The sequence below is a fragment of the Streptomyces sp. SID12501 genome (assembly GCF_010550245.1).
Taxonomy (GTDB): domain Bacteria; phylum Actinomycetota; class Actinomycetes; order Streptomycetales; family Streptomycetaceae; genus Streptomyces.
The window spans coordinates 52,899-71,730 of record NZ_JAAGLU010000031.1 but is presented as its reverse complement, the minus strand read 5'-3'; the positions used below and the strand labels follow the sequence as shown (position 1 = coordinate 71,730).

At 68.5% G+C, this 18,832-nt stretch carries 19 protein-coding genes and 1 riboswitch; of the genes, 8 read left to right on the top strand and 11 right to left on the bottom strand.

Going from position 1 to position 18,832, the window contains the following annotated elements; translation table 11 throughout:
• The gene (locus tag G3I71_RS32210) at positions 1-387 is read left to right on the top strand and encodes a hypothetical protein (protein ID WP_164320160.1); all 387 of its coding nucleotides are present in this window, start codon (positions 1-3) and stop codon (positions 385-387) included.
• A gap of 34 nt (positions 388-421) precedes the next feature.
• Here the strand turns inward: G3I71_RS32210 and G3I71_RS32205 are convergent, their stop codons facing one another.
• The 4 genes from G3I71_RS32205 to G3I71_RS32190 all read right to left on the bottom strand — a co-directional run bounded on the left by G3I71_RS32205 (position 422) and on the right by G3I71_RS32190 (position 2,676).
• Positions 422-1,270, bottom strand: a complete 849-nt coding sequence (locus G3I71_RS32205; RefSeq protein WP_164320159.1) for an isoprenyl transferase — start codon at positions 1,268-1,270, stop codon at positions 422-424.
• Positions 1,271-1,400: 130 nt separating this feature from the next.
• Positions 1,401-2,150: a DNA repair protein RecO gene (gene recO, locus G3I71_RS32200; RefSeq protein WP_164320157.1), complete on the bottom strand. Its 750-nt coding sequence runs from the start codon at positions 2,148-2,150 to the stop codon at positions 1,401-1,403.
• A 62-nt stretch (positions 2,151-2,212) separates the two neighbouring features.
• Complete coding sequence (locus tag G3I71_RS32195; RefSeq protein ID WP_164320155.1) at positions 2,213-2,464, bottom strand: hypothetical protein; 252 nt, start codon at positions 2,462-2,464, stop codon at positions 2,213-2,215.
• Entirely contained in the window at positions 2,461-2,676 is a 216-nt protein-coding gene (locus tag G3I71_RS32190) for a hypothetical protein (RefSeq protein WP_164320152.1), read from the bottom strand. The genes G3I71_RS32195 and G3I71_RS32190 overlap by 4 nt, the downstream gene beginning before the upstream one ends.
• A 120-nt stretch (positions 2,677-2,796) precedes the next feature.
• Between G3I71_RS32190 and G3I71_RS32185 the strand changes: the two genes are divergently transcribed.
• Positions 2,797-3,642 (top strand): helix-turn-helix transcriptional regulator, encoded by an 846-nt coding sequence (locus tag G3I71_RS32185; protein ID WP_164320149.1) that lies wholly within the window; start codon positions 2,797-2,799, stop codon positions 3,640-3,642.
• Positions 3,624-3,893, top strand: coding sequence for a DUF397 domain-containing protein (locus G3I71_RS32180; protein WP_164320147.1), 270 nt, complete (start codon positions 3,624-3,626; stop codon positions 3,891-3,893). The genes G3I71_RS32185 and G3I71_RS32180 overlap by 19 nt, the downstream gene beginning before the upstream one ends.
• 62 nt (positions 3,894-3,955) lie before the next feature.
• Here G3I71_RS32180 and G3I71_RS32175 read toward each other — a convergent pair whose 3' ends face one another.
• Positions 3,956-6,229, bottom strand: a complete 2,274-nt coding sequence (locus G3I71_RS32175; protein WP_164320145.1) for a M4 family metallopeptidase — start codon at positions 6,227-6,229, stop codon at positions 3,956-3,958.
• A 723-nt stretch (positions 6,230-6,952) separates the two neighbouring features.
• Here G3I71_RS32175 and G3I71_RS32170 point away from each other — a divergent pair.
• Positions 6,953-7,606 carry a DUF6215 domain-containing protein gene (locus tag G3I71_RS32170; protein ID WP_164320142.1) on the top strand — a complete coding sequence of 218 codons (654 nt, stop codon included), beginning with the start codon at positions 6,953-6,955 and terminating at the stop codon, positions 7,604-7,606.
• A gap of 2 nt (positions 7,607-7,608) precedes the next feature.
• Here the strand turns inward: G3I71_RS32170 and G3I71_RS32165 are convergent, their stop codons facing one another.
• Positions 7,609-8,544 carry a LysR family transcriptional regulator gene (locus G3I71_RS32165; RefSeq protein WP_164320140.1) on the bottom strand — a complete coding sequence of 312 codons (936 nt, stop codon included), beginning with the start codon at positions 8,542-8,544 and terminating at the stop codon, positions 7,609-7,611.
• Positions 8,545-8,722: 178 nt separating this feature from the next.
• Here G3I71_RS32165 and G3I71_RS32160 point away from each other — a divergent pair, with 178 nt between their 5' ends.
• The 4 genes from G3I71_RS32160 to G3I71_RS32145 all read left to right on the top strand — a co-directional run bounded on the left by G3I71_RS32160 (position 8,723) and on the right by G3I71_RS32145 (position 12,904).
• Entirely contained in the window at positions 8,723-9,646 is a 924-nt protein-coding gene (locus G3I71_RS32160) for an SDR family oxidoreductase (protein WP_164320138.1), read from the top strand.
• A gap of 219 nt (positions 9,647-9,865) precedes the next feature.
• A riboswitch (cobalamin riboswitch) is annotated at positions 9,866-9,980 on the top strand.
• A 64-nt stretch (positions 9,981-10,044) separates the two neighbouring features.
• Entirely contained in the window at positions 10,045-11,085 is a 1,041-nt protein-coding gene (locus G3I71_RS32155; RefSeq protein WP_164320136.1) for an iron ABC transporter permease, read from the top strand.
• A gap of 4 nt (positions 11,086-11,089) precedes the next feature.
• Entirely contained in the window at positions 11,090-11,863 is a 774-nt protein-coding gene (locus G3I71_RS32150) for an ABC transporter ATP-binding protein (protein ID WP_164320135.1), read from the top strand.
• 12 nt (positions 11,864-11,875) lie between these two features.
• Positions 11,876-12,904: an ABC transporter substrate-binding protein gene (locus tag G3I71_RS32145; protein ID WP_164320133.1), complete on the top strand. Its 1,029-nt coding sequence runs from the start codon at positions 11,876-11,878 to the stop codon at positions 12,902-12,904.
• 122 nt (positions 12,905-13,026) lie between these two features.
• On the opposite strand, the gene G3I71_RS32140 is transcribed toward G3I71_RS32145, so the two are convergent.
• Genes G3I71_RS32140 through G3I71_RS32120 form a run of 5 tightly spaced genes read right to left on the bottom strand, consistent with a single transcriptional unit; the run spans position 13,027 to position 18,781 of the window.
• On the bottom strand, positions 13,027-14,034 hold the full coding sequence (locus tag G3I71_RS32140; RefSeq protein ID WP_164320131.1) for a hypothetical protein: 1,008 nt from the start codon (positions 14,032-14,034) through the stop codon (positions 13,027-13,029).
• Between the two features lie 58 nt (positions 14,035-14,092).
• Complete coding sequence (locus G3I71_RS32135; RefSeq protein ID WP_239149465.1) at positions 14,093-15,043, bottom strand: SCO2521 family protein; 951 nt, start codon at positions 15,041-15,043, stop codon at positions 14,093-14,095.
• A 19-nt stretch (positions 15,044-15,062) separates the two neighbouring features.
• A complete protein-coding gene (locus G3I71_RS32130) occupies positions 15,063-16,025 on the bottom strand; it encodes an SCO2522 family protein (protein WP_164320127.1) in 963 nt (320 codons plus the stop codon).
• Complete coding sequence (locus tag G3I71_RS32125) at positions 16,022-16,939, bottom strand: SCO2523 family variant P-loop protein (RefSeq protein ID WP_164320125.1); 918 nt, start codon at positions 16,937-16,939, stop codon at positions 16,022-16,024. The genes G3I71_RS32130 and G3I71_RS32125 overlap by 4 nt, the downstream gene beginning before the upstream one ends.
• A gap of 3 nt (positions 16,940-16,942) precedes the next feature.
• Entirely contained in the window at positions 16,943-18,781 is a 1,839-nt protein-coding gene (locus G3I71_RS32120) for an SCO2524 family protein (RefSeq protein ID WP_164320123.1), read from the bottom strand.
• Positions 18,782-18,832: the final 51 nt, after the last annotated feature.

Below are 18,832 nucleotides of genomic sequence, written 5' to 3'. Positions count from 1 at the left end.
ATGCGTAGACCTGGTGCCCTGCTGGCCGTTGCCGCCGCCCTCAGCATCCCGTTGACGGCGCCTGCCCCCACCGCCTCGGCCACCATCCCGACAACCGAGGTCATCTGCCAGGACTGGTCCATATTTCCGCAGTACATCCGCCACATCTTCCTCGGTCCGGACAACCCCACGGCTGTCAGGGACTTCGACGAGCACCCGGAGATCCTCAGCTGCTACGAGTGGTCGGGGTCGACTCCGGCCACGGTGTCGTACACCATCAGCTACTCCATGCACGGGGTGGACCATCCCGACGGGTACACGGGCACCCTCACCATGGGGCACGGCTTCTCGTGGGGCACCCCCACGCCGGGCCATGTCTACCGGGCGAGTTTCACGCTCGTTCCCTGACCCACCGAACCCGGCCATGCCCCCCCGGGGGCGTTCAGGCCTGGGTGTTGCCCCGCATGTCCCGCTGCATTTCCAGCAGTTGCTCATTCGGGACCGCGCCGCCGAACCGCCGGTCGCGGGAGGCGAATTCGACGCAGGCGCGCCACAGGTCGCGGCGGTCGAAGTCGGGCCAGAGAACGTCCTGGAACACCATCTCGGCATAACTCGACTGCCAGATGAGGTAGTTGGAGGTGCGCTGTTCACCACTGGGGCGAAGGAAAAGGTCGACGTCCGGCATGTCCGGGTAGTAGAGGTACTTCTGGATGGTCTTCTCGGAGACCTTGTCGGGGTCGAGCTTTCCGGCGGCGACATCGCGGGCCATCGCCTTCGCGGCGTCGGCGAGTTCGGCCCGGCCACCGTAATTGACGCAGAAGTAGAGCGTCATGGCGTCATTGGTCTTGGTCTGCTCCTGGGCGATCTGGAGTTCCTGTACGACGGACTTCCACATCTTGGGCATACGCCCGACCCACCGGATCCGGATACCGAGTTCGTTCATCTCGTCACGCCGGCGCCGGATGACGTCACGGTTGAAGTTCATGAGAAAGCGGACCTCTTCCGGTGACCGCTTCCAGTTCTCGGTGGAGAAGGCGTAGAGGGAGAGATTCTTGACGCCGAGTTCCAGGCATCCCTTGAGAACATCGAGGACGACGCCCTCGCCGACCTTGTGCCCTTCCGTACGCGGCAGCCCGCGCTCCTTGGCCCACCGCCCGTTGCCGTCCATGACGCAGGCCACATGGTTCGGTACGAGCTCGCCGGGAAGCTTCGGCGCGGTGGCGCCGGAGGGGTGCGGTTCCGGCGTCTTGTACTCGCGGCGCCGGCTCCCCAGGATTCCGCGTACGACCATGCGCTTCTCGTCTCCTTGTTACGTGCTTCTACTGCTTCGGCTTGCTTCGGCTTGCTTCTGCTGCTGCTGCTTCTTCTGCTGCTGCTGCTTCTACTACTGCTGCTGCTGCTTCTACTACTGCTGCCGCTTGCTAGTTCTTCTCTACGTAGCGCAGGGAGCGCAGGCCGCGCTCCAGGTGCCAGTGCAGGTAGGCGGACACGAGTCCGCTCCCCTCCCTGACGTGACGCGGCTCACACGCGTCCGCGGTCGCCCAGTCGCCGGTCAGCAGCGCGGCAAGCAGTTCGAGGGCCTGGGGAGAGGGTACGACGCTGCCGGCCACCCGGCAGTCGACGCAGACGGAGCCTCCGGCGGACACCGAGAAGAACCGGTTCGGGCCCGCCATCCCGCACCGCGCGCAGTCGCTGAAGGTGGGCGCGTACCCGTTGACGGCGAGGGAGCGCAGCAGGAACGCGTCCAGGATGAGGTGGGGCTCGTGCTCGGCGCGGGCGAGGGTGCGTAGGCCGCCGACGAGCAGCAGGTACTGCTGCACGGCGGGCTCGCCCTCGTGGTCGGTGAACCGTTCCGCCGTCTCCAGCATGGCCGTCCCGGCGGTGTACCGGGCGTAGTCGGTGACGATTCCGCTGCCGTACGGAGCGATGGTCTCGCTCTGCGTGCACAGCGGCAGCCCGCGCCCGACCAGCTCGCTCCCCCGCGAGAAGAACTGCACGTCGACGTGGGAGAACGGTTCGAGCCGGGCCCCGAACTTCGACTTGGTCCGCCGCACCCCCCGGGCCACGGCCCGCACCCGCCCGTGACCGCGCGTGAGCAGCGTGATGATCCGGTCGGCCTCGCCCAGCTTCTGGGTACGCAGCACGACACCGTCGTCACGGAACAGGCTCATGGGGTCATTGTCGCCTACGTACGAGTGATCGATCCCCTCCGCCAAGGCCTCACAGGGGACCCTCAAGGAACCTCACCGCGGCTGCGGGCGTTCGCGTACGCCGTGGCCGCGCTGAGGCGTTCCGCCGGGGTGGCGGGCCGGAGGGCGTCCGGGGCCGCGTCCCATTCCCTGCCGCCGCCGTACGACCTCAGCTGGACGTAGGGCCCCTCGTGCCCCATGACGATGCCCACCTTCGCGGTGCGGGTGTCCATGACGTACGCACCGACCTCCGGCCGCCCCGGCCTTCCCGACTTCGCCGGCCTCACGTCGTTCATCGCAGCGCCGCCGCGATCCGGGCCGCCGTCTCGACGTTGCAGCGCCCCAATTCGATGAGCGGACAGGGCGCTTCCCGGGCCACACTCGCCGCGTCCAATCGGAGCGACGGCAGAGTAATCCCGGCGTTTTTCAACGCCATCCGCAATTCCTTCACAATTTCCTCCGCATCTTCGACACAGGCCGTCGAGTGTGCCGTCTTTCGTGCCGCCACCGTGCTCCCCTGATCAATCGAGTTTCACTCTTCGCACTTCTACGATGACGTGCCGTGCCTACACTCGGAAGGCTCTGGGCGCAGCAACGGCGGTGCAGTCGAAGGGGGTTCGGTTCAGTTATGGCCAATGGTTCACATGGGTCACAGCGGCAGGCGGCGTGGGAGTTCTTCGGAACGGAGTTGAAGCGGCGCCGGGAGGAGGCCGGATTAACCCAGGTGGAGTTGGGGGCGATGGTCTTCGTCTCCGGGGGCTACATCGGACAGTTCGAACAGGCAATTCGGAAGCCGCAGTTGGATGTGGCGGTACGGATTGACGAGGTACTACAAACCGCTGGTTTTTTCGAGCGGACCTGGCGCAAGCTCATCGACGACAAGCGGTACGCGGATTACTTCGCGGAGGTTGTCGAGCTTGAGCGGACGGCGACGAAGATCTGTGAGTTCGCGCCGACGGTGATCCCGGGCCTGCTGCAGACGGCCGCGTACGCACAGGCGGTCACGCTCGCGGCCAACCCGTTCGTCACGGACGACTACGTAGCCGAAAAGGTCGCCGCCCGACTGGAACGGGCTCGCATCCTCAAGGACGCTACAAGGCCCGAGTATTGGGCGATCCTGCACGAGTGCACCCTGCGCACACCCGTCGGTGGGGCGGCGGCCATGGCCGAGCAACTGGACCACATTGCCACGCTCGCCCGGGAGCGAAAGGTACTGGTCTTGGTGGTTCCGTACTCGGCGGGAGCGTTCGCCTCCATGCTCGGGATGCTGAAGCTCATGGAGTTCGAGGACGCGCCGCCAACCCTCTATACAGAGACCTCGTTTTCGGGCGACCTACTCGACAACCCGGCAGTGGTGAAGCGGGCGCAGCGCGCATACGATCTGCTCAGGGGCGCCGCAATGTCGCCGGAGGCATCCCTCGCCCTGATCGAGTCGGCGGCTGAGGACCACAGACGATGCGCGAGTACGACCTGAGCAACGCCCGCTGGCGCAAGAGCGGTTACAGCAACGGCGAGGGCGGCAACTGCATCGAGGTCGCGTACGACTTCATCGGGGCCGCCCGCTGGCGTAAGAGCACGTACAGCAACGGCGAAGGCGGCGACTGCGTCGAAGTAGCCGACGGAGTCCCCGGCATCGTGCCCGTCCGCGACAGCAAGGTCTCGGACGGGCCCGTGCTGCTCCTCGGGGCCGACGCCTGGGCGGAGTTCGTCGGTTCCGTGGTCTGAAGTCAGCAGACCGGTACCGGTACCAATAACCGGTACCGGTCTGCTGTCAGGCAGTGATCCGGTCAGGGACTGAGCTGCCAGCGCTGGATGTACCCGACGTCGATCGACGCGCGGTCCTGGACTCGCAGCTTCCACGTGCCGTTGAGGGGCTGGGCCGAGGCGTCGATCGTGAAGGTCTGGTCGACGTTGTCGGCGGAGCCGCCGGTGCGGTTGAGAAGCGAGTAGACGGTGCCGTTGGGGCCGACCAGGTCGACGGTCAGGTCACCGCGGTAGGTGTGGACGATGTTGACGTAGACCGAGGTGGTGGCGGAGGCGTTGCCGTCGCGGCCCTCGATGGTGATCGGGGACTCCACGGCGGCACCGTTGTCGGGGATGTCGACGCGGGTGGCGGTGGCGTAGATGTACGCGATCCGCCAGGTGAAGGTGTCCGTGACGGACGCGCCCGTGCCGTCGGTGACCTTGATGGCGACGTCGCTGGTGCCGAGGGTGGTCGGCGTCCCGGAGATCAGACCGCTCGGGCTGAGGGTCAGTCCGTCGGGCAGGCCGGTGGCCTCGTAGGTCAGCTCCGAACCGGAGTTGGTGGTGTACGCGTCCACCTGAAGGCCGACCGCCTGGCCGACGCCGCTGGTCTGGTCGGCGATCGGGGCGACGTTGACGCCGAGGGCTATCCGGCCGCCGACGTTGATGGCGGCCCAGGTGTCGGCGACGGCGAGGTAGGTGGGGCTGTAGGCGCCGAACAGGTCACCCGCCGCCTGGAGGGTGGCGGTGCGGGCACCCGCGTAGTTGGTCGACGAGGTCATGTACGTCGTCAGCGCCCGGTACCAGACGGCGGCGGCGTTGTCGATGCCGATGCCGGTGACGGCCTGACCGTCGTAGGTCGGGCTGTCGTAGGCGACGCCGTTGACGGTCTTGGCGCCGCTGCCCTCGGAGAGCAGGTAGAAGAAGTGGTTCGCGGGGCCCGAGGAGTAGTGGACATCGACGCTGCCCAGGGTGGAGCTCCAACTGTCGCGGGAGGAGCCGTCCTTGGAGGGCTTGTCCATGTAACGCAGCGGAGTGCCGTTGCCGTTGATGTCGATCTTCTCGCCGACGAGGTAGTCACCGGGGTCGGCGGCGAGGTTCGCGTGGAACTCGACGGCCGCGGCGAAGATGTCGGAGGTCGCCTCGTTGAGACCGCCGGACTCACCCGAGTAGGTCAGGTTGGCGGTGGCGGCGGTGACACCGTGGCTCATCTCGTGGGCGGCCACGTCGAGGGAGGTCAGCGGGTGCGTGTTGCCCGAGCCGTCGCCGTAGGTCATGCAGAAGCAGCTGTCCTGCCAGAAGGCGTTGACGTAGCTGCTCCCGTAGTGGGCCCGGCTGTAGGCGGCGACACCGTCGTTGCGGATGCCGTTGCGGCCGTACACGTCCTTGTAGTAGTCCCAGGTGGCTGCGGCGCCGAAGGCCACGTCGACACCGGCGGTCTGGCGGTTGGACGGCAGACCGTTGCCCCAGACATCGTTGTCGTCCGTGAAGAGGGTGCCGGTGCCGGAGGTGCCCTGGTTCAGGTCGTACGTCTTGTGCCCGGCGCGGGCGCCGTCGGTGAGCTGGTACGTCGATCCCGAGAGGGTGCTGCCGAGGGGAACCGTGCCGACGTACTGGCCGGTGCCTTCGCCGGTGTGCACCTTCTCGGCGGCAAGGATCTGCTTGCCCGTACTCGCGTCGGTGACCACCTGCAGTTCGCTGGGCGTGCCGTCCGGCTGGACGCCCTCGACCAGCGTCTCCCAGGCCAGGACGGGCTTGGACGCGCCGGACCAGACGACGAGGCGGGGCGCGCGCTCGGTCTCGGTACCGGTGACGTCGGCGCCCTTCGCCGCCGCGAGAGCCTTGCCGGTGGCGTTGGCCGCGGAGAGCTTCGGGGTGAGGGACGGCAGCGCGAGGGTCGCCCCGCTCGCCTTGGAAACGGTGGTGCGGTTGCTCTTGAGGTGGACGACCAGGTCACCGCCGAGGACGGGCAGTCCGGCGTAGGTGCGTTCGTAGCGGGTGTGGGTGGTGCCGTCGGCGTCCTGGACGACGTCCTTGACGACGAGCTTCTCCTGCGCACCGAGGGCGAGTTGACGGGCCGTCGAGCCGGACGCGGTCTGCGCGCTCTTGATCAGTGAGGCGCGGCGGGCCGCCGACAGGGGCGCCGCTGCGGCTCCCGCGCGAGGCACGGCGGTGATCCGGGCCGGGCTCGGGTCGGCCGGGGCCGCCGTCGCGGTGCCGGTGGGAGCTCCCAGCGCGAGCAGGGTTCCGATGGTCGTCATCGCGAGGGCGGCGGTGGCGCGTCTGCGCCGGAGGGTGGGGCGGTGTCGCCGGGGCAACGGGTTCTCCTTCTGTGCGACGGCCGGCCCGTGGTGGGGACCGACGTGGGGACGGACCGACGGGATGGGGCCGGTCCGGAGCGCTGCACGGCAGGCGGGTGCAAGGAGGTGGGGGGTGAGGGGACGATGCCCCGCAGCTGATGCGGGTGTGAAGGAATGGTGAACTTCGGCAGAAGCGTGGCACTGCGTGCCGCGCTTTGTCATGAGAATGCCAAAACAACGGCTTGAAATGACCATGCCCAGCTGGGGATCCGTCCTGCTGGGCACACTTTTCAGCCGTGGAACGGCCCTCCTTACCGAAAGGGGTGAAAGCGGGCGCCTTCGCGGTGTGTCGCGGCATAGCCGGTCCGCCCGGCGCCCTGACAGCCGCCGACCGCGCGACGGACGCCGCCCCCGAAGCCCCCTCGACCACGGACGCGCACTTTCGGAGCTTCCAAAAGCAGCTTCCAAAAGCGGAGATCGCGCGGTTAGGCTCCCCCGGCGCGCGCAACGGGCGCGACGTGTGGGGTGGGGGACATTCAGGTGGGGGACATGATCAACGACACCGGCATACCCAGATCCGCCGAGTCGGCCGAAGTGGCCGGATCGGCAGGTTCGGCGGGTTCGGCGGGTTCGGCGGGTTCGGCGGGTTCGGCTGAATCGACCAGTTCAGCCGGATCGGCAGGAGCCGCTGGATCGACTGGAACGACGGGAGTGGCAGGACCGGCCAGATCCGAGAAAGGCATGAGCGAGGGTGCGCAGGTCGCATCGGCGCTGATAGTGGTCGCATGCCTCGCGGTGGGCTTCTGGGTGATGGCGAAGTTCGAGCCCGACCCCAAGGACAGCCCACCCGCCTCGTGTTCCCGCTCGGACGACGACGTGCCGCTGTCGAAGCCCGTCTCCGGTGTGCAACTGTGCGAGGCGCTGAACCGCCCGGACCTGGCGACGCTCCTCGGCACGCCCGACGACCGCGTGTGGAGCGCCTCCAGCAACGAAGCCACGTCCAGCGACAAGCAGGACGTCATGTCGACCGACCCCGAGGCCACCATCCAACTGGAGGGCTACTCGGTGAAGCTCTCGGAGGCCGTGGACATCACGGTCGCCGACATCGCCGACTCCGAGTACCTGTCCGTGCCGGGAGAGCGGAAAACGGTCCTGGGCCACAAGGCGTTCCTCTACTCGGGCCAGACCATCGGCATCATCTTCAAGGACGGAAAGGGCTCCTCCGGCCCCGGCGGCATCTCCCGCAACCTCCTGGTCGCCAAGGACCCCAAGGACGGGGGCGGTACGTACGAGATCTCCATCTGGCGCCAGGACGACCTGCCCCCCGACGCCACGGCACTGCTCCGGGTCGCCGAGCGGGTACTGCCGACGGTACCTGGCTGGCCGGCGGCCTGAGTTCAGGTGGTGGTGCCGCCTGTCAGCAGAGCCCGCGCCACTTTGCGGAACCCGGCGAGCAGGCGGCTGCGGTCGTCCGCCCGGGTGGCGAGGACGACATGGCTCGGGTCGATGCCGTGCAGGGGGATCGTGGTGAGGTCGGGGCGGAGCCGTTCCATGCCCAGACCACCCGGAACGATGGCCACCGCCTGTCCGGCGGCGATGAGTTCGAACTTGTCCTCCAGCGCCCTGACCAGCGGACCGTCCGGTGCCTGGCTGCCGTCCGGACGCGGATCGATACGCCAGAAGGCGTTCCAGTCCGCGTCCTCCCGCACCCTCGGCAACGGCTCGTCGGCGATGTCGTCGAGGGTGACGAACTCCTTGCCGACGAGACGGTGATCGAGGGGCACGACCAGGACCCGGGCTTCCTCGTAAAGGACGGTCACCTCCAACTCCTGCGTAGCCAGCGGGAGTCGGGCGATCACGGCGTCGACCCGGTGGTCGAGCAGCGCGGTGCGGGGTTCGTCCCAGTTCAGGTGCAGGGCTCGTACGTCGGCGTCCGGATGCCGGCGCCGCAGCTCCCGTACGGCCGGGGTGACGATCAGGTTCGACGTGTAGCCGACGACCAGACGGCTGGGCTCCGCGGCGGCGCGGGTCTGGGAGGCGGCCCGGGTGGCCGTACGGAGCAACGCCCTGGCATGCGGCAGGAAGACCTCACCGGCGTCGGTGAGACGGCTGCCCTGCGGGGTGCGGTCCAGCAGACGAGCCCCCAACTCCTTCTCCAGACGCCGGATCTGCCGACTCAGGGACGGCTGGGCAATGCGCAGGGTCTCGGCGGCACGGCCGAAGTGCAGGTGCTCGGCGACCACGGTGAAGTACCGCACGAGCCGCAGATCGAGATCGGGGCCACCTGGATCACCCGAGTCGGCCGGCGGCGGTGAGGACGGCAAGTCGGTCATGTGGCCAGCGTAATCGTGCGGTTGGGGACATGACCCTCGTACAAACATCCTGAGCTGCTGTGATGCCTGATCCGCATTGCCCGTTACGGAACAGGTCTTGGACGCGGAGCGGACCCCGCACGCACGCTGAAAGCACACCGGCCGGCATCAACAGGCCGATACCCAAGGGGATTTCATCATGCGTGTGTTCGTCACCGGAGCGAGCGGGTTCGTCGGGTCCGCCGTCGTACGGGAGTTGCTCAGCGCTGGTCACGAGGTGGTCGGGATGGCCCGCTCCGACGGGTCCGCCGTGTCACTGAAGGAGGCCGGTGCCGAGGTCCACCGGGGTGACCTGGACGACCTGGACAGTCTGCGGGCGGGAGCGGCAGCCTCGGAGGGCGTGATCCACACCGCGTACATCCATGACTTCCGCGACTTCGCGGAGGCCGCGCGTACCGACCTGCGGGCGGTGGAGACGCTGGGCGAGGCGCTGGTGGACTCCGGACGGCCACTCCTCATCTGCTCCGGCACCGCGTTCTCGCCGGGTGTGATGGCGACGGAGGACAACCCCGGCGACCCCAATAGGTCCCATATGTACCGGCTCGCCTCCGAGGCGGCGGTGATGCGGTTCGCAGAGCGCGGGGTGCGGGCGTCGGTCGTACGGCTGCCGCCGTCCGTCCACGGCGAGGGGGACCACGGTTTCGTACCGCGGCTCGTCGACATCGCCCGCGCCAAGGGTGTCTCCGCCTACCCGGGTGACGGCGCCAACCGCTGGGCCGCCGCCCACCGCTTCGACGTCGCCCGGCTGTTCCGGCTGGCGTTGGAGTCGGCGCCGGCGGGGACCAGGCTGCACGCGGTCGCCGAGGAGGGCGTCCCGGTGCGCGGGATCGCCGAGGCCATCGGGCGGGGGCTGGGGGTGCCGGTGACATCGGTTCCGCACGCGGAGACGAACGACCACTTCGGGTGGCTGGGCAACTTCTTCGCCCTCGACCTTCCGGCATCGAGCGCGGCGACCCGGGAGCGGCTGGGGTGGCGCCCTGTGGAGGGCGAGCTGCTGACGGACCTGACGGCGGGTCACTACTTCGGCTCCGCCGAGCACATCTCCAGCCCGTCCGGCGCTTGAGGACAAGGCCCGTTCAGGGCTGTAGGGGGTCTGGGCCGTAGGGGGTCTGGGCGCGCAGCCCCCCAGTGGAGGTCTCCCCTCTGGGAGAGGGATGGGACGGGTAGGGGCGGCGGGGCCGCGCCGATTCGAACCCGTACACCACTTCCCTGGACGCAACCCTTCCGGTAGCCCCGAAATGACCGGTCCGACGCGTTTGCTACGCTCGCGGCGCGTCCCCTGGGGGAAGTCCGGTGAGACTCCGGCGCTGACCCGCAACGGTATGCACGCCTTCCTGCCCGGCCGTTCAGCCACTCGGCTGTTCGGCCAGGACTTCGGCGTGCGAGCCCGATCACCCACGGTGCGCGTGCCCCTGTGACTGCTCGCCGCGGACTGCGAGCCGAGGCGAAGGATCGCCGACCGTGCGCCGTATACCCGTCCTGCCGCTGGCCGCCTGGCTGGTTCTGCTGCTGTTCCTCTCCCTGCTGTGCGGGGTCGGGCTGGGGGCGTCCGGAATCGGCTGGGGGCAGGTGTGCCGGTTCCTGTGGGACGGCGTCACCGGAGGCACCATCCGCGCCGACGACCTCGCCTCCTACACCATCGTCTGGGAGCTGCGGCTGCCCCGGGTGGTGCTCGCCGCCGTGGTCGGGGCGGGGCTCGCGGCCGTCGGGGTGGCCGTGCAGGCCATGGTGCGCAACGCGCTCGCCGATCCGTTCGTGCTGGGGATCTCGTCCGGCGCTGCCGTGGGGGCCAACGCCGTGATTCTGCTGGGGGCGTTCGCCGGGCTCGGGGTGTGGGCGCTGTCCGCGTCCGCCTTCGTGTCCGCGCTCGCCGCCATGGTGCTCGTCTACGCCGTTGCCCGGTCCGCCGCGCACGGGCTGACCCCGCTGCGACTGATCCTCACCGGGACCGCGCTGGCGTACGGCTTCGAGGCCGTCACCACCGTGATGGTGTTCGGGGCCGCCCGGGGCGAGGCGGCCAGGTCGGCGATGATGTGGCTGCTCGGGAGTCTGGGCGGGGCCACCTGGGCGCAGGTGCCGATCGCCGCCGTGACCGTCCTCGCCGGGTGGGCGTGGCTCGCCCGGCGCGCCGAGTCGCTCAACGCGCTCGCCATGGGGGACGAGACAGCCGCCGCACTCGGGGTCCAACCGGCCCGGCTGCGGCGGGAGTTGTTCCTCGTGACCGCCGCCGTGACCGGCACCGTCGTCGCCGTCAGCGGGGCCATCGGCTTCGTCGGGCTCATGGTCCCGCATGTCGTACGGATGCTCGTGGGCGCCGATCACCGGCGGGTGCTGGCCGTCGCGCCGCTCGCCGGGGCCGTGCTGCTGGTGTGGGCCGACGTACTGTCCCGGCTGCTGCTCGCGCCGGCCGAACTGCCCGTCGGGGTGATCACCGCCGTGGTGGGTGTACCGGCGTTCCTGCTGCTGATGCGGCGCGGCGGTTACGCGTTCGGGGGGCGGTGAAGGCATGCGGCTCGATGTGGAGGGTGTGTCGGTCGACGCGGGGGCGGTCCGGCTCGTCGAGGACATCACGATGCGGGTGGACAGCGGGGCCTTCGTGGGGCTCGTCGGGCCCAACGGGAGTGGGAAGTCCACCCTGTTGCGATGCGTGTACCGGGCGCTGCGGCCGACGGGGGGTGCGGTGCGGCTGGACGACGTCGACGTGCACGGCATGGAACCCCGGGCCGCCGCCCGGGTGCTCGCCGCACTGCCCCAGGAGTCGTCCGCCGAGTTCGACTTCACCGTAGCCGAGGTGATCGCGATGGGGCGGCTGCCGCATCGGGGGCGTACGGCGGCCGGGGACCGGGACATCTGCGCCGCCGCCATGGAGCGCACCGGCGTCGCGCACCTCGCCGACCGCGGGTTCCTCGCTCTGTCCGGCGGCGAGAAGCAACGCGTGCTCATCTCGCGGGCGTTGGCCCAGCAGCCCCGCGTCCTCGTACTCGACGAACCCACCAACCACCTGGACATCGCCCACCAGTTGGACGTCCTGTCCCTGGTCCGGGCCAGCGGCCTGACCGCACTGGCCGCCCTGCACGACCTCAACCTCGCCGCCGCCCACTGCGATCTGCTGTACGTCATCGCCGGGGGCCGGGTCGTCGCGTCGGGCCCGCCGCACGATGTGCTCCAACCCGGGTTGCTGGCCGAGGTGTTCGGGGTGCGCGCCCATCCCGTACGGCATCCGGAGACGGGTGCCGTCCAGCTGCTCTTCGATCTGCTTCCCAAGCCCCCCTCCTTGTAAGGAACCACCCCCATGCGCAAGCCAGTTGCGGCAGCTGCCCTCTTCTCCGGCCTCTTCTCCCTCCTCGCCACCGGATGCGGGGCGACCGTGGAGAAGCCCTCGGCGAAGGCAGCCGCGTCCTCGTCCTCGTCCGCCGTCACTCTCACCAACTGCGGCCGGCGGGTGACGTACGACAGGGTTCCTGAGCGGGTCGTCACGAACGACGTCGGGATCACCGAGCTGATGTTCGCGCTCGGCCTGGAGGACCGGACGGCCGGGTTCGCGATGCCCGACGACAAGGGCGATCTGACCGGCGTGCCCTGGAAGGACGGCTACGACAAGGTGAAATGGCTGTCCAAGCAGCAGCTCACCAAGGAGAACGTCCTCGACGCCCGCGGCGACTGGGTCTTCGCCGGCTGGAACTACGGTTTCCGCGACGACAACGGCTTCACCCCGGACGCGTTGAAGAAGCTCGGCATCCCCTCGTACATCCTCACCGAGTCCTGCCGCAACGGCCGTACGAAGACCTCGCGCGGCATCATGCCGCCCCTGGACGCCCTCTACACCGACCTCACCAACCTCGGAAGGCTCTTCGGCGTCGAGCAGCGTGCGGCCACCCTCATCGCGGGCTTCAAGAAGCAGGTCGCGGCGGTGCGGGCCAAGGCGCCCGCGAAGAGCCCCAAGGTGTTCCTGTACGACAGTGGCACGGACTCGCCCTTCACCTCCGGGCGGTACGCCGCTCCCGAGGAGGTCATCAGCAAGGCAGGCGGCGTCAACGTCATGCACGACCTCGCCGACTCCTGGACGACGGTGGGCTGGGAGACGGTCGTCGAACGCGACCCCGACGTCATCGTCATCTGCGACTACGGAGACGTCAGCGCGGAGCAGAAGCGCAGGTTCCTGCTGTCGTACGCCCCGCTGAAGAACGTCTCCGCCGTCAAGCACAAGCGCATCTTCGTCCTCGACTACGTGGACCTCGTCGAGAGCCCGCGCAACCCGTCGGCGATCGCACGGCTGGGAGCCTACCTGCGGACGGTGGCGGCCGACGGGTCCGCCTCGTAGGCGATGACCACGAGTCTCGCCTCCCTGCACGCATACCGCCGGGCCGGCCCGCGGAACACCTCCCGTACGTAATCAGCACTGTTGGGGTAGTGGGCTGAGGACCGTACAAGGGGTCCGCGCGGTCACCGCCCGTTGCCGAAACCCGGGAGGTTCTGCGTCGCGCCCCACAGTTCGTTGAACCGCTTGAGGCAGCGGCTGACATGTTCCGCACGGGCGTCGAGAGTCGTCTTGGCGTTGACGTCGAGCGTGTCCTGGCCGGTCTCGTAGGACAGCACCTCGTCGAACACGATGAAGTCGCTCGTCGTACCCAGTTGCACCCGGTGCGGCAGCTCCGACAGCGCGACGATGCACGCGTCGATGTTGAGGAGTTTCTGGTTCTCGCAGATCTCCTCCAACTCGGTGTCGATGTCTCCGGGAGTGTTCACCACGAACAGCCGCCGCACCTTCACCCCGCGCCCGATCGCGTCGCTCTGTGCCTCCAGATAGCGTTTCGCGGGCTCACTGTTCCAAAAGCCCCGGTCCACGGAGGTGCTGGTGGCGACGAGACTGGTCTGGACGCACTTGGTGAGGTCGATGAGCCAGTCGTGGTTCTCTCCGAGACAGTCGGCCCGTCGGCTGCTGAGGTCCTCCATCAGTGTCGCGAGCTTGTCGATCGCCGTGTCCGCGAACTTCTCCACCAGCGGGTTGGCCAACTGCCCCACCATCGTGGCGCTGCGGGCGAGTTTGGTCACCCCGTCGGAACGCAGCACGGAGCGGTCGACCTGGCTGAAGAGTTCAGTGGCCTCGCTGATGCGGGCGAAACGGTCGTCGACCAGTTCTGTCATCGCGGTGTGATGAGCGGCGAGGCTCTCCTTCATATCGCGGATGCGGTTGATCTGGCCCGTCTCGATATCCGTCAGCCGCCGCTCGAAGTCGACCAGGTACTGGACGATCAGCGCGGCGCCGCCTATGACGATCGAGACGGTCAGCTTCCACACCTCGCCCTGCTTCTGCTCGACCAGGTCGGTCAGGACGTAGGCGAAGATGGCCACCAGTGCGGTGATCAGTATCTTCATCAGCAACGGCGGGACCCGCAGCCCTTCCGGTCGCCCGTCGTTCCTTGTCGTCGTTCCCGGTGCGGCTCCACTCATTTCGCTCTCCCCCGTCGGGTTTCTTGAGTGCTGTTCCGAGGTCGTGCCCGCAACAGCTTCAGCGCGTCGTCAGTTGGTCGCGCGGTAACGGAATTGCCAGGACTGCCAGTTGGTCCCGGATGCGATGGACCAGGGTCTGCCACTGCCGGCTGAATCCCGGCTCCCGTTCCAGCACGTCCCACAGTGGAGCCAGGCTCCGGTGCACCCGTGCTCCGGGCATCCACAGATGCAGCAGGTGGTCGACGGCGGGGCGCAGCACATCCATCGTGCCCGGCCCGTCCGTCGATCCGAGTCGGCTGCTGCCTAGCAGCCTTGCGAGGGTCGTCAGCAACCAGTCGTGCCGCGCGAGATCCTCGCTCAGTCCGGCTACGACGGCCGGTTCCGTGCCGTCCGGAACCCGTAGCAGCAGGGTGCGCAGCTCGTCGTCGGCGACCGTGAAGCGTTCGATCGACGGGCCGCAGCCGGCCGGCGATGGCAGGGCCGCCCAACGCAGCTGGGTATGACGGGACTTCATGGGGACCTTGTTGTCGATCAGCGGGTGACGCAGCACCCGGGTGAGCAGGCCCTCGGTGATCTGCCCGAGATCCAGTTCACCGCGGCGGCACCCGGCGAGCACACCCTGTGCGGTCGCTTCCCCGGGCAGCTTCCCGAAGGGTTCCACCAGTCCGGGCCGTACGAGGTAGTGCCCCCAGGGCTGCCGCTCGTCGGGCCCTGCCGCGGGGGCCCGGAAGTAGGCGCTGGCCTGGAGGAGGCGACCCTCCGTGAGTACCGCGCGAGCGGCCACCGTGCCGACCGCGCGCACCTTCGAGCCGTTGGAGGTGGGCAGTCGGCAGTCCACTCCGGTGAGGGTGTCCGGCGACAGTACGTAGGAATTGGGGCGTTGCGAGACGAGGACCCGTTCGTCCGTACGCAGCCTGAGGAGTTGCTCGGCCGCCCCGACGTCCAGCGGGCGTGACGACCGCAGCAGACAGGTGCGTACTTCACCGCAGGCGAGCACGGCGCGCGTCATGTCCCCCGGGGCTCCCATGTCACGATCCCGTGTAGAAGACGTACGAGACTCGGTCGGCGACGGAGTCGGGGACCTTTATGCCCTCCTTGGCGGAGCGCTCGGCCACCTGTCCCAGCGCGCCCGCGTGAACGTCGGTCTGGTCGAGGACGACGCGCACGCCGTGCTCGACGGGCAGGAACCTGGACGGCAGCACGGAACACGTGCGGTAGGCGCAGAAGGCGGCGGCGGAGTCGTTGAGCTGAATCAGCGGCGCCAACTCGTCCCATTCGGCGGGGAATTCGCCCGGCTTGCGGGCCTGGGGAAGCAGCACGGCCTCGCCCTCGTTGCGGAGCAGCCCCAACCGGGCGAGTTGCCAGACCGCGGCGAGGAAGGGGCAGGACCAGGTACGCCGGCCACCCTCGTCGTCCCACAGTTCGACGTCCACGAAGACGGAGTGGCGGCGCGCCGCGGTCTCTCGGGGCGGCTGCCAGGCGCCGGCCGTCCTCATCGCCTGCTGGGTACGCGCCTCCGGGGTGCGTTCGCCGTTGGCCAGCCATCCGCTCTGCCCGACGGGTGGGCGCCGTCCGTCACTGCCGGGTGGTGGTGACTGGACCAGGCGGTTGGCCACGGATTCGGCGAGCGGGATCTTGTCCGCCACCGCGCAGGCGGACTCCCTGGCCAGGTAGTCGATGACCAGTCCGGCCCGCTCGGCCTCGGCGAGCAGCACGGGCAGGACGGCGGCGGGTGTGGAGAAGCGGGTGAAATAGTCGTCGATGAGGAAACACGTGCTGATCCGCGGGCGCTTGCCGCCTGCCTGAGCGGCGGCGTCGGCACGGACCGCGTCCGCCCAGGGCCGGACCCGCTCGAAGTGCCTGCGCAGCCGTCCGGGGCCACCCTCGAAGTCCTCCATGTACAAGTGCCCGAGTTCCAGGGAGAGATGGGACAGCGGAACGGACTGGGTGCGCGGCTCGGCGGTGGTCTCCCTGAACACGGATTCCGTCACGGCCGCCCCCAGTACGCGTCGTCCGTCAGCCGCCGGGCGATTTCCTCCAGGGCGTCCAGGGTCTCCTTGTTGGCGATCTGGGTGGCGATCACGTCTTCCTCGGTGATGAGTTGCTCACGCCAGTGAAGAATGGGCTCCAGCGGCACCGTTCCCAGCACCACGCTGTCACCTATGCCGTTCTCGGAAGCCAGACTTCTGAGCTTTTCGTCACACCGCTCCATCCATGTGGACTGGGCAGGCGTCGCATGGGACCGCAGCGGTGACTCGGGGCCCGGCACCGCGGCCCGTACGAAGCGGATCGCGTCCCGGAGCGCGTCCTCGTCGTGTCCCCGGTCCGCCCCGCCCTTCAGGATGCCGCGTTCCTTGAAGGCAAGCCCTGAGGCAGCGGTCACATGCTGCCGGGTCCAGCGGTGGAAGACGAGCCATCGGGCGTCGACGCCTCGCATCTCGGGCCGTGCGGTCGCTTCCAGGACCATGTCCATGGCGTAACTGCGCCCTGCGCTGAGATCCACGATGATCACGTCGAACTCGGCGTTGAGCCGGAGCATCAGGTCGACGCAGCGTCGCAGGGTCTCCTGGTCCGTGGCGAACTCTCCGCCGCTGAGATCACCGGGCATGAGGACGAGCCGGCCGGAGCCGTTGGGCCGGAGCCGCAGTACCGGGTGCTGGGTGCGGGCCCACACGTCCAGCCGGGCCGGCTCGGCCGTCTCGCCCTCCAGATAGGAGTGCAGACCGCCCTGTTGGACACCGCGTGTCGCCTCGGGCACATCGAAGACCACGGCGGCGGTGGGTGAACCGAAGTCGAAGTCGACGTAGCAGACGTCGTCGCCCGCAAGCGCCCGTTGGTAGGCGAGATTCGCGCTGGTGACGGAGCGGCCCGTGCCTCCCTTGTCGGAGGTGGCGAAGACGAGCATCGGTCACACCTCCTGCGCGGCGGCGGCCCTGGCCTGAGCCAGGGTGTCGAGTTCGCCGAGGACCGACAGTGTCAACGCACTGGCGGTCCCCGGCTGTTCGTCGATGATGCGGCGTGCGCGACGGAGCCTGATCTCGATACTTCTCAGTGACTTCCCTCGTTCGCTGTCGCCGGCCGCCGTGTGCTCCATCTGTTCGTAGCCGAAGAGATGGGTGGCCTCACTGAGCAACGCCCTTGCTGTGACAGCGAGTTCGGGACTGCGGATGGGCCGCTGTTCGTAGAGCTTGCGCGCCGCGACCAGGCACTCGGTGACGCGTTCGGTGACGCTCCAGGACGGTTGCTCCTCACTCGGCGGCGCACCGGGGTAGACGGCGTGGACGTTGTCCCACAGGCCTGCCCCCTCGCCGTCCTGGATACGTCGCTGCCAGAGATGGTCGAGGATGTCCTCGGCCAGCCGCAGCAGCCGGTCGTGCGAGGAGATGTTGCGGGACAACTCGCAGAGCTGGATGGTCCGTTTGAGCAGCTGCGCGGAGAAATCCGTCATCGTCCAGTGCAGTGGCGGGCCCGCTCTCTCGCTGCCTTGCAACGGCAGGGTGACACCCGGGTGGTGGAGTTCGACGGCGGGATCCGCGCGGGCCATGCGGCTGGTGATACGGCCTCTTTCAGCCAGGCGTTCCATGACGGCGACGGTGCGGGTGAGGTCGTCGTCGGTGGCGCGACGCCGTACGAGGTCGTGGACCACGATGGCCGCGACGGACAGCGAGAAGTAGTCGGACTCGAGCCGCTGTCCCGTCGTACGCCAGGGAAGGTCCTCCAGCGGCCAGCGGTCCGTGTCGAAGCGGGCGATGCCCGACCAGTACTGCTGGGTGATCTCCCAGCGGAGTCTGAGCGCGCCGGCGAGCGTCTGCTGCTCGGGGGTGAGCAGACCGAGGGTGAGTGTGCGGTCCGAGAACAGGTCCTGGATTCCGTCGAGGGCGACCACGGTGAAGTAGAGGTAGGGCACGGAGTCGGCGATGCCGGCGGGCTGACCGACATGCGGGGTGGTTTTCACCGCGGGCGCGTCCTTCACCAGGCTCCACGCCCAACCGCATTCGAACAGTTGCTGTTCGTCCCGGAGCGCCTCCTCGACGTCGACGCCCAGGGTGAGGCTCTCGGTGATGGTGGCACGCAGCGGCTTGAAGCGCGTCTGGAACTCCTGGAGCACGGCACGCTCGGAAAGCCGCCCCTGGCTGACGAGCCGGCGCAACCGCTGGCCCTGCGGGGAGTCGGGGTCGAAGACATTGACGGCGAAAGAGCGCAACAGACTGACCATCGCAGCGGTGAGCCGGACGCTGGTTGCCTCCCGGAGTCGCTTGATTGACTCCTTCATGTCCGAACGTGACGTCTTCTCTTCGTAGACCTTAAGGAATCCGAGCGTGGCAAGGCAGAGTGTGACCGACATGGAGAAGGAGTCGACGACTCCCAACTCCCGCTGTTCCCGGGTGACTTCCTGCTGTGGATCCTGGCTGCCGAAGTAGTGGCCGCCGCCGAATGTGGGGCTGCCCTCAGGTCCGGTGTGCATACTCATGAACTGGGTGAGCACCGTGACGAGGTTGCCCGGGATCTCCATACGCCCGCCGGCCCGCTTCAGGACCGCTTCGACGTCCCGCTTGGTGATGTCCGGCTCATCGAGACGGAAAGCGGGAATCTCGGTGGCGGGATACATGAGGCACAGCAGCCGCTCGGCGTCCGCCACACTGCTCAGACCTCCCCGTTCACCCCAGGACCACTTGCCTCCGTCGAATGAGTGCCTGGCAATGGCCTGCCAGATATCCAGCAGGTGCTGACGTGGCTTGATCTGCATCCCCATGCCCCCTCACACAGGTAGTGCCGCCATCTGCCAAATACGGGTGGC